This window comes from Candidatus Binatia bacterium (genome assembly GCA_023150935.1).
GTDB lineage: Bacteria > Desulfobacterota > Binatia > HRBIN30 > HRBIN30 > JAKLJW01.
Genome location: JAKLJW010000010.1, coordinates 74,334 through 88,121, shown reverse-complemented (window position 1 = coordinate 88,121; position 13,788 = coordinate 74,334). Strand labels below are relative to the sequence as shown.

The following is a 13,788-nucleotide window of genomic DNA, read 5'->3' as shown; positions in this document are numbered from 1 at the left end:
GGTAGTTGGGTGTCAATTCCACACGGCAGAGCGTCATTCGGCGTGACGCTCCGTCCGAGGTGGGTGGCTTGACTGGTCAGGTGCTGTGGGGTGGCGCCGGCGATTCCTTGTAATGGTGCGGGGTGGGTGGTAGGAACCGCGCATGCCGGACTACCGTCGCCGGGCGACGCGCGAGGCGATGAGCGCGCGGCTCGACGTCAACGGCATGATGGCCGACATCATCGGGTCCGAGGGGGTGGCACGCGACGAGGTGGAATCGTTGTCGGTCCGCCTTTCCGAGGCCATATACGCGTTCCGGGCGCGGCGCGATGCCGGCGCGATGGCGGCGTTCGACCTGCCATATCGGAAGAGTCTTGTCGCCCAGACCAAACGACTCGCCGCCGAGGTCCGGCCCGAATGCGACACCATCGTGGTGCTCGGCATCGGCGGATCGGCGCTGGGCGCCCGTGCGCTGGTCGATGCGCTCGCGGGGGGGTCGCCCAGAGTGGTGGTCGCCGACACCGTCGACCCGTGCAGCTTCGGCCGTCTGCTGGATGGCCTCGACCTCGAACGAACGACGTTCAACGTGATCAGCAAGTCCGGGGAGACGGCCGACACGATGGCGCAGTTCCTGGTCGTGCGCGATCTGCTGTTGCGGCGTCTGGGGGCCGTCGACTACGGGCGCCGGATCGTGATTACCACCGACACGGAGGCCGGCTCGCTGCGGCAGATAGTCCACGACGAGGGTTTCCGGGCCCTGCCGATGCCCCCGGGGGTGGGTGGGCGGTTCGCGGTGCTCGGTCCGGCGGGCCTCTTTCCGGCCGCCGTCGGTGGGGCACGTATCGACGACGTTGTCGCCGGCGCGGCATGGATGGACACCCGCTGCGAGCCGACGGAGGTGTGGCGCAATCCCGTCTATCTGCTGGCGGCGCTGCTGTTCCTGCTGGCGACGCGGCACGGTCGCAACGTCTGCGTGCTGATGCCTTACTGCGAGCGACTCCGCGGATTCGGTGCCTGGTTCGTGCAGCTCTGGGCCGAGAGCCTCGGCAAGGCCAAGACGCTGGATGGTGCGAAGGTGCATGTCGGTCAGACCCCGCTGGTTGCCGTCGGCGCGACGGACGAGCACTCGGTCTTGCAGCTTTTCGTCGAAGGGCCGCGCGATAAGGTGGTCCTGATGATTCGCGTCGACGACCATGGGCGGGAGGTGTCGGCGCCCGCAGCTTACGCGGATCTCGAGGGCATCGGGTACCTGGGCGGCGTGGGTCTCGGCCAACTGCTCAACGCCTCGCAGCGTGCCACCGAGATTGCCCTGGGCGTGCACGGGTGCCCGGTCGGCGTCATTACGCTGCCGCAGCTGAACGCTTTCACGATGGGTCAGCTTTTCCACGCGTTTGAACTTGCCGTGGTTCTCGTGGCGGGATTGCACCGGGTCGATCCGTTCGTGCAACCGGGACTCGAGTACAGTGAGGGGCTGACCTGCGGGCAACTCGAGCGGTCCGGGTTCGAAGCCCAGCGCGACGAGGTGCGGGCGTGGCTGGCGGCAAAGCGTGCGGAGTATCTGTTGTGAGTGTGCGGCAGGCTGATCTTGTGGGCGCGCCTGGGGAGGGGCTCATTCTGGTGCTGCCGCCGCATGTTGCCGAGCAGATTGCGGCAGGGGAGGTGGTCGAGCGGCCGGCATCGGTGGTCAAGGAGCTGGTCGAGAACGCTCTGGATGCGGGAGCCACGCAGGTGCGGGTGGAGCTTGAAGACGCGGGGCTCGGGGTCATTGCGGTGATCGACGACGGCGAGGGCATGAGTGCCGACGACGCGCCGCGGGCGTTCGCGCGACACGCGACCAGCAAGGTGCGCACGACCGACGATTTGTTTCGCATCCGCACGCTGGGCTTTCGGGGCGAGGCGCTGGCGAGCATTGGTGCGGTGTCGACCACGACTTTGACGACCCGGCGGCCCGTGGACCTGAGTGCCGCGCAGGTGGTTGTGCGCGCCGGGGAGATCGTCGACCAGCGAATAATCGGTGCGGCGGCAGGGACGCGAGTGGAGGTGGTCGACCTGTTCGGCAACGTGCCGGCGCGCCGCAAGTTCCTCAAGGCGCCGGCCACCGAGGTGGGTCATGTGAGCGAGCTGTTGACGCGTACGGCACTGGCCTGGCCGAGAGTCGGCTTTACGCTGCGGCATGGGACGCGGATGCTGTTGGAGTATGCCGCCGTCGGCGATGGTGCCGAGCGAGTGGCGCAGGTCTTCGGCCGCGAGCGCGCGGCAGGGATGCTAGCTTTCGAGTGCCGTGGCGCGGCGGGTCGCATCCATGGCTGGCTTACCAACCCGCAGGTGAGCTTTCCGTCGGCCCGGCAGATCTTTACTTACGTCAACGGCCGCTTTGTGCGCGACAAACTCGTGAGCCATGCGCTCGTAGCGGGGTACAGCACGTTGCTCATGCACGGCCGTTATCCGGCCGTGGCGGTGTTCATCGAGGTGCCGCTGGACGAGGTGGACGTCAACGTCCATCCGGCGAAGTCGGAAGTCCGCTTTCGGCGCGGTGGGGCGGTACACGATCTGATCACGCGTGCGGTACACGACCGGTTGCGCGCCTATCGGCCGCCACTGCCGGAGGTGGAAGAGGCGGCGCCGGAAGCGGCCGCGGCGGCCATGACGGCGGCGCAGTTAGGTCTGGGTTTGCGGCCGCCGTTGCCGCCGTGGCGGCCCGACACGATGCCGGCGATGTCCGCGGCGCCGCTGACGGGTTCCTGGGCGATCGTTCACGGCAGCCCCGGCCCGTTAACGGCGGAGATGCCTGCCGGTGGCGGGCCGCGTGCAGTTGTCGTCGAGGGGGGCAGCGGCTCGGCTGCGGCGGAGTCACCGGGTTTCTTCGCCCGCCTGCGGGTGCTCGGTCAGGCCTTCGAGGGCTACCTCGTGTGCGAGACCGCCGATGCTCTCGTGGTGATCGATCAGCACGCGGCGCACGAGCGCGTGATGTTCGAGCGTCTGCGAAGCGCATACGTTGCCGGGGGCGTGGCCCGCCAGCGCCTGCTGGTGCCCGTCGTGGTGGACGTCGGTCCGGCGGCGGCGGCGCTGCTCGAGGAGGCCAGGGGCGACGTCGAGAATCTGGGCTTCGAGCTCGACGGTTTCGGGGGCAGTACGGTGGCGGTGCGGGCGGTGCCGGCGTTGCTGGGCGACAGTGATCCGGCAGTGCTGGTGCGCGACCTGGCCGAGGAGCTAACCGAGGTCGGCCGTTCGCGTCGCATTGCGCAGGCAGCCGAGGCGGTGATTGCCCGGCTCGCCTGTCACAGCGCGGTGCGCGTCGGCCAGGCTTTGAAGGGAACTCAGGTGCAGGCGCTGCTGGCGGCAATGGACGGCATCGAGCTGTCGACGAACTGCCCCCACGGGCGTCCGGCGTTCGTCACGTTGCCGCGGCGGGATCTGGAACGTTTGTTCCGACGCACGTGAGGGAAACGGGGGCGAGTCCGGGGCGAAGCGGCCGCGGCCTGGCCGCCTACCGGGCGGCCCCCTGAGTTGCTAACAACCTGACGGCCCGACAGTCCAATTGCCCGCACGGTGCTCCATGTCTTCTCGGACTGCAGATTTCAGCTGCCGGCCCCCGCGGATCGTGGCGATTCTTGGCCCGACGGCAGTCGGCAAGAGCGCGGTGGCGCTCGCCGTTGCCGCGGCGCTCGATGCCGAGATCGTCAACGCGGACTCGCGGCAGGTGTATCGCGGGCTCGACATCGGCAGCGCCAAGCCGACCGCAGCGGAACAGGCGCGCGTGCGCCACCACCTGATCGATGTCGTCGCTCCGGACGAGCATTTCGATTGCGCTCGCTTTCGGGAATTGGCCGGCGCTGCGATCGCGGATATCGCGGCGCGCGGCAAGCGCGTGTTGCTGGTGGGCGGGACGGGGCTGTACGTGAAGGCGGTTGTGCGCGGTCTTGTGCCGGTACCCGGGCGCGACCCGGCGGTGCGAGCGCGGCTGACTGCCGCCGAGGCCGCCGCGCCCGGGTCGTTGCACGCGCGCCTGACGACGGTCGACCCGCCGCTGGCGGCGCGGCTGCATCCGCACGACGTGGTGCGGCAGGTGCGGGCGCTCGAAGTGTACGAATTGAGCGGACGTCCGCTCAGCTCATGGCAATCCGCGCACGGTTTCCAGGGCGGCGACGTCGAGGCGCTGCTGCTCGGGCTGACTCTGCCGCGTGCCGAGTTGTACGCCCGGATCGCGGTGCGCTGCGAGGCGATGATCCGCGACGGGTTGGTGGAGGAGGTGCGGCGGCTGTTCGCGGCCGGGTACGATGCGGCGTTGCCGGCGTTGCGCAGCCCGGGTTATCGCGAGATCGGTGCGTATGTGCGCGGGGAGTGCGATCTGGCGACCGCGCGCGACCACATGGCGCAGGCGACGCGGCGGCTGGCGAAGCGCCAGATGACCTGGTGTCGCGGCATGGCGGGGCTGCGGTGGACGTCGCCCGAGGCCGAGGACGTCATCCGCAGGGCCGACGCCTTCTGGCGTCTGGCGGTTGACGCCGCGTAACAATCGTTGCATTCCGTTCGGGCATGCGGTACCAACAGCCATCGTTTGTCGAATCCATGAAGACGCCGAGTAGAATCAACGTCACGACGCCGTCGGTCGGGTGGGCCGACGTTCGTGGCCGGTGCAATCGGCCGGTGTCTTCGGGGGAGCCTCTTGCCGCGCGCGACCTCGATTGATGCCCTGCGCGCCAAAATCGACCGCATCGACGACCGCCTGCTGGCGCTGCTGAATCGGCGCGCCAGCCTGGCGGTGCAGATCGGCCAGCAAAAGCACCATCACCAGGCGACGGTTTACACCCCCGACCGCGAGAAGCGCATCCTGCAGCGCCTCGGAGCCGCAACCGGGGGGCCGTTGGACGCCGCGCGTCTGCGTCCCATCTTCCGCGAGGTGATCGCGGCGTGTCTGTCGCTGGAGCAGCCGCTTCGCATAGCCTGCCTCGGGCCGCTGGGAACGTTCTCGCATCAGGCGGTGCAGCAGCAATTCGGGTCGCTGGCCGCCGTGGTGCCGGTGGATTCGTGCGCCGCGGTCTTCGACGAGGTGGAGCAGCAGCGGGCCGAATACGGTGTTGTGCCGGTCGAGAACTCGACCGAGGGCGTGGTGACGGCGACTCTCGACCGGCTGGTCGAATCGCCGCTGTCGATCAAGGCGGAAACGCAGTTGCGTATCGAGCACTGCCTGATGGGTCGTGCCCGCGGCCTGGGCGGCATCCGGCGGATCGTCTCCCATCCGCAGTCGCTAGGTCAGTGCCGCCAGTGGCTGGCCCGTCATCTTGCGTGCGTGCCGCAAGTGGAAGCGGCGAGCAACGCGCACGCCGCGGAGATCGCCGCGCGCGACCCCCGGGCAGGGGCGATCGCCGGGCGGATGGCCGCCGAGCGCTACGGTCTGCGGATTCTCGCGGCGGGCATTCAGGACCAACCCAACAACTACACGCGCTTCCTGGTGATCGGCCGCGACGGTGTCGGCCGTCCGAGCGGCGACGACAAGACGTCCGTCGTGCTCGGCGCCCCGCACGAGGCCGGGGCGCTGCACCGCATCTTGAAGCCGTTTGCCGACAATGCCGTCAACCTGTGCAGCATCGAGTCGCGGCCCCTGAAGAGCAGGCCGTGGGAGTACGTGTTCTTCCTCGATCTGGTGGGTCACGCCGGCGAGCCGCGCGTGGCTCGTGCGCTGGCGGCTCTGGCCAGGCGCTGTCTGTTCGTGCGGGTTCTGGGGTCGTATCCGGCGGCGTTGCCGCCGGTTTGATGGGAGAGAAACATGACCATCGACATTCGACAACTCGTGCCCGAGCACATTCACGGACTCGCTCCTTATCCGCCCGGCATGCCGATCGAGGAGCTCGAACGCGAGTACGGCGTGTTCGATTCGATCAAGCTGGCGTCGAACGAGAACCCGCTCGGGCCGTCGCCGAAAGCGCTCGCGGCGATCCAGCGGGCGCTACCTAACATCCACCGCTATCCGGACGGCAACTGCTTTTATCTGAAGCGCGCACTGGCCAAGAAACTCGGCGTCTCGCCCGAGGCCGTCATCGTCGGCAACGGCTCCAACGAGATCATCGAGCTTGCGGTCAGGACCTTCATGCAGCCGGGCGACGAGGCCGTTATCGCCGACCAGGCGTTCGCCATCTACCGTATCGTCGTACAGGCCGCCGGGTGCGTCGGGCATCTCGTGCCGCTGCGCAGCTACACGCACGATCTGGAAGCGATTGCCGACGCCGTGCGACCGGGAACGCGCATGGTCTTTCTCGCCAATCCCAACAACCCGACCGGGACGATCTTTCGTCGCCGTCAGTGGGACGAGTTTCTCGTCGGCCTGCCGGCGCAGGCGATCGTTGTCATGGACGAAGCCTACTTCGAGTTCGTGGACGACCCCGAGTATCCGGACTCGTTAACGTATCACCGGCCGGGGCGGCTGCTCATTACGCTGCGGACCTTCTCTAAGATCTACGGTCTGGCCGGGTTGCGGGTGGGGTTCGGCGTCGCGCAGCCAGAGCTCGTCGAGGTGATGAACCGCGTGCGTCAGCCCTTCAACGTGAGCAGTCTGGCGCAAATCGCGGCGCTGGCGGCGCTCGACGACGACGCCCATGTGGAGCGGACACGAGCGTGCAATCGCGAGGGCATGGCTTACCTGAGGCGGGAGTGCGAACGCATCGGGCTCGAGACGGTGCCGAGCTGGGCGAACTTCATGATGGTGCGGGTCGGTAACGGTGTGCGCGTTTACGACGCCTTGCTGCGGCTCGGTGTCATCGTGCGGCCCATGGGTGTGTACGGCTTTCCGGAGCACGTGCGGGTCACCGTCGGTACGGCGGAGGAGAACGCGCGCTGTGTCGCCGCGCTCGAACAGGTGTTGCGCCAGGGAGTAGCGGGTGTCGATGCGTTTTGAGCGCATGACCGTCGCCGGCGTCGGCCTCATCGGGGGTTCGCTGGCGCTGGCTGCCCGCGCCGCCGGCGTGGTCGGCGAGATCGTCGGTCTCGGGCGCGGCGCGGCCAACCTAAGGACGGCGCTGGAGCGCGGCATCGTCGACCGTTACAGCCACGATCCCGCCGAAGCGGCGCGCGATGCCGACCTGCTGGTGCTCGCGGTGCCCGTGCGTGCCTGTGCGGCGGTTGCCGCGGAGTGCGGTCCGGCGCTCCGGCCGGGGGCCGTCGTCACCGATGTCGGCAGCGTCAAGGCTCACGTGGTTGCCGCGGTGGAAGCGGCGTTGGCGCCGGGTCCGGCGTTCGTTGGGGCGCACCCGATCGCGGGCACCGAGGGTTCGGGGGCGGCGGCGGCGACCGCGGAACTGTTTCGCGGCAGTCGCTGCGTGCTGACCCCGGGCGCGCGTTCCACGCCCGCGGCCGTAGCTCGTATCCGGGCGCTGTGGGAGGCCGTCGGGATGCGCGTCGAGACCATGCTGCCGGAGCGGCACGACGCCGTGCTGGCATGGACCAGCCATCTGCCGCACGTCCTGGCCTTCAGTGCGGTGACGGCGATCCTGGATAAGGATGCGACGCTGGAGCGGTGGGGTGGGCCGAGCCTGCGGGACGTCACGCGGGTGGCCGCCAGCTTGCCGGAGACCTGGACCGACATCTTTCTCTGTAACGCGGCCGCGGTCGAGGCGGCGATCGTCGGCTTCGAGGGGGCGGTGGCCGAATTGCGGGCCGCCGTTGCCGCCCAGGACGCCACGCGAGTGACGGCGATCCTGACGCGTGCGCAGGCGGCGCGCCGGTCGTGGTTCGCGGCCGGCGGGGGAGGGGCGCCGTGAGTACGGACGTGCGCGTCATCGTTCCGCTGCAACGGGCGCCCGATTGCGAGGTGCGGGTTCCCGGTTCGAAGAGCATCACCAATCGCGCGGTGCTTCTTGCCGCTCTTGCCGAGGGCGAGTCGACGCTCGATGGCGTGCTCTTCAGCGACGACACGCGCTTCATGCTCGATGCCTGGCACCGTCTCGGGATCGCCGTCGCGGTAACCGAGGGTGCCGAGCGCTGTTGCGTGCGTGGCTGCGGAGGCGCGGTGCCGGCAGCGACCGCGGATCTTTTCGTCGGCAATGCCGGGACGGCGATGCGGTTTATCGTGGCGGCACTGTGTCTCGGCCACGGTCGGTTCCGCGTCGACGGCAGCGCGCGCATGCGGGAGCGCCCGATCCAGGATCTGCTCGACGCCCTCGGGCAGCTCGGGGGGCGCGCGCGCAGCGAGAGTGGGGGCGGCACGCCGCCCGTACTGGTGGAGGCCGACGGTCTTCTCGGCGGTAACGCGCGGATCGTCGGTTCCCGCAGCAGTCAGTTTCTCTCCGCGGTGCTCATGGTCGCACCATACGCGCGTCACGGCGTGCGCATCGCGGTGGAGGGTTCGCTGGTGACTCCCCCGTACGTCGATATGACGGTGGCGATGATGGCGGCGTTCGGCGTGCACGTGGAACGCGACGGCTACCGGTCGTTCGCCGTGCCGCCGCAGCGCTATTGCGGGCGCGCCTATCGTATCGAGCCGGACGCATCGAGTGCGCAGTACTTCCTGGCTGCGGCGGCGCTGACGGGGGGACGGGTGCGGGTTCCGGGCCTCGGTAGAGATTCACTGCAGGGCGACGTGACCTTCGCTGACGTACTCGAGCGCATGGGCGCCCGGGTCGTTCGCGGAGACGACTTCGTCGAGGTTCGCGGCGGTGCCGCACTGACGGGGATCGAGGTCGACATGAACGCCATCTCGGACACGGCTCCGACGCTGGCGGCGATCGCCCCGTTTGCCCGGTCGCCGGTGATCATTCGCAACATCGCCCATGCGCGCCTGCAGGAAAGCGATCGTCTGCACGCCGTTGCTACCGAGCTGCGGCGGCTCGGCGGGCGCGTCGCCGAGCGGCCCGACGGCCTCGTCATCGAACCCTCGGAGGTGCGGGGCGGCACGGTGGAGACCTACGACGACCACCGCATCGCCATGAGCTTTGCTCTCATCGGACTGCGGGTGCCGGGAATCGCGATCCGGGAACCCGGCTGCGTGGCGAAGACCTTTCCCGGCTACTTCGACTGTCTGGAGGGACTGCGGCGGTGACGGCGATCGTCGTCGCGATCGATGGGCCGGCGGGGTCCGGCAAGAGCACGGTCAGCCGGCGACTGGCGACGGCGCTCGGGTATCGCTACGTGGATACCGGCGCGATGTACCGCGTCATCGGAGTGCTCGCGGCGGAGGGCGGTGTACCGATCGGCGACGTCGGTGGGTTGGCGGCTCTGTGCGATCGGACGGAGATCGAGTTCGTTGACGCGGGCGACGGCGGCAGAGTCCTCGCCAATGGCCGTGATCTCAGCCGGGCGATCCGAACCCCGGCGGCGGCGCAGCAGGCCTCGCGGGTTTCGGCCGTGCCGGCGGTGCGCGAGCGCCTGGTGGCGAAGCAGCGGACGATGGGGGCCGGTGGTGGGGTGGTGATGGAGGGACGCGACATCGGCACGGTCGTGTTTCCGGAGGCGCCCGTGAAGGTGTTCCTCGATGCGTCGGCCTCGGAGCGCGCCCGGCGGCGCGCGGCCGAACTCGGGGACGCCGGTGCCGCGGCCGTTGCCGCAATGGCCGGAGAGATTGCCGAGCGCGACGCGCGCGACCGTGGGCGCGCGCACTCGCCTTTGTGCCCGGCGGCCGACGCCGTCGTGGTCGACACCACGGAAAAATCTATCGAGGAGGTTGTCTGCGGGCTGCGCGATCTCGTTCGACGACGCATCGCGGCGCTTGCAAGGCAGAATTGACGAAGATATGACTGACATCACATCCCCTGGGGGTACCAACAACATGGAACAGCAACAGAACGCCGCCGCCACCGCCGGCGACAATGACTTCGGCGCGCTTTTCGAGCAGAGCCTGCAGGCCGTACGTCCCGGCGAAGTAGTGCGCGGCCGCGTCGTCAAGGTGGCGCGCGACGCGGTAACGGTGGACATCGGATTCAAGTCCGAGGGCGTCATCAACATCGACGAGTTCATGGATCGGGACGGACACGTCCTGGTCGCCGAGGGCGACGAGATTGACGTCTTCTTCGACGGGACCGACACGGAGCACGGCGGGGTGCAGCTCTCGCGCGCCAAGGCCGAGCAACTCAAGGTGTGGCGGGAGATCGAGCAGGCATTCCAGCGCGACGGCGCCGTCGAGGGTACCATCGTCGGCAAGGTGAAAGGCGGTCTCAAGGTCGATGTGGGCGTTCCGGCTTTCCTGCCGGGTTCGCACGCCGACCTGCGGCCGCCACGCAACCTCGACCGGTACGTTGGCCAGCGGGGCCGCTTCGCCATCCTCAAGTTCAATCGGGCCCGCGGCAACGTCGTGGTGTCGCGCCGCGCCGTGCTGGAGCGCGAGCGCGAAGCTCTCAAGGAAGAAACGCTGAAGGTGCTCGAGGAAGGCGTCATCCTCGAGGGCGTGGTGAAGAACATTACCGAGTACGGGGCGTTCGTCGATCTCGGGGGCATCGACGGATTGCTGCACGTCACCGATATGTCCTGGGGGCGAGTCGCCAAGCCGGCGGACATTGTCAAGGTCGCCGAGCGCGTCAAGGTTGTGGTACTCAAGTACGACGCCGAACGCGGTCGCGTCTCGCTCGGCATGAAGCAGATCCAACCCGATCCGTGGTCGAGCGTCTCCGAGCGCTATCCCATCGGCATCCGCATCCACGGCAAGGTGGTCAGCCTCGCCGACTATGGCGCCTTCGTGGAACTCGAGCCGGGCGTCGAGGGGCTGGTGCACGTGTCGGAGATGTCGTGGACGAAACGTGTCACGCATCCCTCAAAGGTGGTCGAGATCGGCCAGGAGGTCGATGTGCTCGTCCTCGACGTCGATCCGGTCAATCGGCGCATCTCCCTCGGCCTGAAGCAGGCGGCGCCCAATCCCTGGGAATTGCTCCGCATCGACCATCCGGTCGGCAGCCGTGTCGCGGGCAGCGTCAAGCACATCACCGAGTTCGGCGTCTTCGTCGGCATCGAGGAGGGCATCGACGGGTTGGTGCACGTCTCCGACCTGCACTGGACCCGCAAGGTCAAGCACCCTTCGGAGATCTACAAGAAGGGCGATCCGATCGAGGCGGTGGTGCTCGATATCGATGTGCCCAACGAGCGCGTTGCCCTGGGCGTCAAGCAACTGACCGAGGATCCCTGGGCGTCGCTGTCGGTGCGCTATCCCGCCGGCGGCCGGGTGCGCGGCAAGGTCACGAGCGTCACGGATTTCGGGGTGTTTGTCGAGATCGAGGATGGCATCGAGGGACTCATCCACGTCTCGCAGCTCAGCAACGAGCGCGTCGAGAAGCCGCAGACTCTCTTCCAGCCCGGTCAGGAGGTCGAAGCCGAAGTGTCGAGCATCGACACGAAGGAGCGCAAGATCGGCCTCAGCATCAAGGCGCTGCGCCGTACGGAAGAGCGTGAGGAGATGGAGTCTTATCTGCAGCGCGAACGTGCCGGGGCGCGTTTCTCCTTCGAGGATATCCTCGGGCAGGAGTTGCGGCTCGATCGCGACGAGGTTGCGCGTCAGACGCCGGGCGGCGAGGATGCCCCCCCCAAGAAGGACGACTGAGGCAGAGTATGACGAAGCGCGGCCTCATCGAGGAGGTCGTCAAACGCTACCCGCAATACTCCCGGCGCGATGCCGAGGTAATGGTCAACGCGGTCTTTGGGAGCATGGCGGAGGCGCTGCGACGAGACGAGCGTATCGAGATCCGCGGGTTCGGCAGCTTCGTGGTCAAACGGCGCCGCGCCCGCGAGGGTCGCAATCCGAAGACCGGCATGACGGTTGCGGTGGCCGCCAAGCGCGTGCCGTTCTTCAAGGTTGGCAAGGAACTCCGCTTGCGCGTCGACGGGCAGCCCGCTGAGGTGGGCGCGGAGAGTTGAACCACCCGACCTATGCAGGTGCTCTGGGCCCCTTGGCGCATGGCCTACGTCGGGGCGCCTCAGCCTCCCGGCTGCATCTTCTGTCACGCCGCGACGACGCCGGACCGCCGCGGCGCGCTGGTGCTGGTGCAGCAACCTGTCCTCGTTCTGCTTAACCGCTTTCCCTATACCGGTGGCCATCTGATGGTGGCCCCCCGCGCTCATCACGGCGACTTCGCCACGCTGAGTGCCGAGCAGGCCACCCTCTTGTCGGACGTCTTGCAGCGGGCGGTGGCGCTTCTGCGCGAGACCATGCAACCACAAGGTCTGAACATCGGCATGAATCAGGGGGCCGCCGGTGGCGCCGGTATCGTCGATCACTTGCACTGGCACGTCGTCCCGCGCTGGGTGGGCGACACCAACTTTATGCCGATGCTCGCCGAGGTGCGCGTCATTCCCGAGCACCTCGAGGCGACCTACGACCGGCTCGCCCCCGGATTCGCGGCGCTCGAAGCCGGTTGATCGATAGCGTTCCTAATGGTCGGGGTCGGACCTATATAATCCGGAGCGAACCGGGGGAGAGAGAGGCTACCGATCGTGATACCACAGGCGGCGACGCTGGGAGAACTGCGGCGCGAAGGCTACCGGGTCCGCCCGGTGCGCGAGGAAATGCGGAACAACCTGCTGCGACGGCTGGCAGCGCACGAACGCATTCTTCCGGGCATCGTCGGTTTCGACGACTCGGTAATCCCGGAGATCGAAAATGCCGTTCTTGCCGGCCACCACATGGTGTTCCTCGGCGAACGCGGACAGGCGAAATCGCGAATCATCCGCGGCCTCGCCTCGCTGCTCGATCCGCTGGTCCCCGCGGTACAAGGCTGCGCGATCAACGACCACCCGTTCATGCCCATCTGCAAACAATGCCGCCGGCGACTCGATGCGGAGGGCGACGCCCTGCCCATTGTCTGGATCGCACCCGAAGCGCGCTACGGGGAGAAGCTGGCGACTCCGGACGTGTCGATTGCCGATCTCATTGGCGAGATCGATCCGGTGAAGGTGGCCGAAGGACGCTACCTGGCGGACGAAGAGGCCATCCACTACGGCATCGTGCCGCGGACCAATCGCGGCATCTTCGCCATCAACGAACTACCCGACCTGACCGAGAAAGTGCAGGTCGGGCTTTTCAATCTGATGGAGGAGAAGGACGTTCAGATCAAAGGCTACAAGATCCGGCTACCGCTCGACGTCGTCATCGTGGCCAGCGCCAACCCCGAGGACTACACCAGCCGCGGCCGAATTATCACGCCGCTCAAGGATCGCTTCGACGTGCAGATCCGCACCCACTACCCGCGCACCATCGAAGACGAGATCGCCATCATGGAACAGGAGCTGCCGGCCCTCGAACGGCCCGACCGCGAAGTTCACGTGCCGGCGTTCATGGCCGAGATCGTCGCGCAGCTCACCTTCGAAGCGCGCGGCTGCAACGAGATCAATCAGGCATCCGGGGTCAGCGTCCGCGTGACCATAAACAACTACGAGACGCTCATCAGTAACGCCGAGAAACGTGCGGTGCGTAACGGCGAGCGTGAAGTCGTGCCGCGACTCACCGACCTCCATGCCCTGGTAGCGTCGACCGTGGGCAAGATCGAACTCGAATACGCCGGCGAGGACAAGAAGCCGGACGATCTCGTCGAGCGTCTGCTCAACCGCGCCGTGCTGCGCGCGTTCGACAAGTGGCTCACCGTCGAAGAGTGCCGGAGTGTCATCGATTACTTCGCCCAGGGTTGGGGAGTCGAGGTCTCCGACACGATGCGCGCCGAGGATTACATGGAAGGAGTCAGCGCCATTCCGGGGTTGCGCGACATCGTCCGCTGCCTCGGTAATGCCGAAAGCCCCGGTTTCATCGCCGCCGCTACCGAGCTGATTCTCGAGGGCCTCCATTTGCATCAGAAACTCAACAAGGACCGCTCGGGAGCCCGTTACGCCTTTCGCGCCTGATGA

At 67.7% G+C, this 13,788-nt stretch carries 12 protein-coding genes; all 12 read left to right on the top strand.

Features of this window, described 5'->3' with window-relative positions:
• The first annotated feature begins 142 nt into the window (after positions 1-142).
• The 12 genes from L6Q96_08495 (at position 143) to L6Q96_08440 (ending at position 13,785) form a co-directional block, all read left to right on the top strand.
• On the top strand, positions 143-1,546 hold the full coding sequence (locus tag L6Q96_08495) for a glucose-6-phosphate isomerase (GenBank protein MCK6554601.1): 1,404 nt from the start codon (positions 143-145) through the stop codon (positions 1,544-1,546).
• On the top strand, positions 1,543-3,420 hold the full coding sequence (mutL, locus tag L6Q96_08490; protein ID MCK6554600.1) for a DNA mismatch repair endonuclease MutL: 1,878 nt from the start codon (positions 1,543-1,545) through the stop codon (positions 3,418-3,420). Before L6Q96_08495 ends, mutL begins: the two co-directional genes overlap by 4 nt.
• A gap of 160 nt (positions 3,421-3,580) precedes the next feature.
• Entirely contained in the window at positions 3,581-4,492 is a 912-nt protein-coding gene (miaA, locus tag L6Q96_08485; protein MCK6554599.1) for a tRNA (adenosine(37)-N6)-dimethylallyltransferase MiaA, read from the top strand.
• Positions 4,493-4,645: 153 nt separating this feature from the next.
• Positions 4,646-5,734: a prephenate dehydratase gene (gene pheA, locus L6Q96_08480; GenBank protein MCK6554598.1), complete on the top strand. Its 1,089-nt coding sequence runs from the start codon at positions 4,646-4,648 to the stop codon at positions 5,732-5,734.
• Between the two features lie 12 nt (positions 5,735-5,746).
• Positions 5,747-6,871 (top strand): histidinol-phosphate transaminase, encoded by a 1,125-nt coding sequence (gene hisC, locus L6Q96_08475; protein ID MCK6554597.1) that lies wholly within the window; start codon positions 5,747-5,749, stop codon positions 6,869-6,871.
• On the top strand, positions 6,861-7,733 hold the full coding sequence (locus L6Q96_08470) for a prephenate dehydrogenase/arogenate dehydrogenase family protein (protein MCK6554596.1): 873 nt from the start codon (positions 6,861-6,863) through the stop codon (positions 7,731-7,733). Before hisC ends, L6Q96_08470 begins: the two co-directional genes overlap by 11 nt.
• Positions 7,730-9,010 carry a 3-phosphoshikimate 1-carboxyvinyltransferase gene (aroA, locus tag L6Q96_08465; protein ID MCK6554595.1) on the top strand — a complete coding sequence of 427 codons (1,281 nt, stop codon included), beginning with the start codon at positions 7,730-7,732 and terminating at the stop codon, positions 9,008-9,010. Before L6Q96_08470 ends, aroA begins: the two co-directional genes overlap by 4 nt.
• Entirely contained in the window at positions 9,007-9,693 is a 687-nt protein-coding gene (gene cmk, locus L6Q96_08460) for a (d)CMP kinase (protein ID MCK6554594.1), read from the top strand. Before aroA ends, cmk begins: the two co-directional genes overlap by 4 nt.
• A gap of 7 nt (positions 9,694-9,700) precedes the next feature.
• Positions 9,701-11,494 (top strand): 30S ribosomal protein S1, encoded by a 1,794-nt coding sequence (locus L6Q96_08455; GenBank protein MCK6554593.1) that lies wholly within the window; start codon positions 9,701-9,703, stop codon positions 11,492-11,494.
• Between the two features lie 8 nt (positions 11,495-11,502).
• Positions 11,503-11,808 (top strand): integration host factor subunit beta, encoded by a 306-nt coding sequence (locus L6Q96_08450; GenBank protein ID MCK6554592.1) that lies wholly within the window; start codon positions 11,503-11,505, stop codon positions 11,806-11,808.
• Between the two features lie 39 nt (positions 11,809-11,847).
• Positions 11,848-12,309: an HIT domain-containing protein gene (locus tag L6Q96_08445; GenBank protein ID MCK6554591.1), complete on the top strand. Its 462-nt coding sequence runs from the start codon at positions 11,848-11,850 to the stop codon at positions 12,307-12,309.
• Between the two features lie 78 nt (positions 12,310-12,387).
• Entirely contained in the window at positions 12,388-13,785 is a 1,398-nt protein-coding gene (locus tag L6Q96_08440) for a magnesium chelatase (GenBank protein ID MCK6554590.1), read from the top strand.
• Positions 13,786-13,788 lie beyond the last annotated feature (3 nt).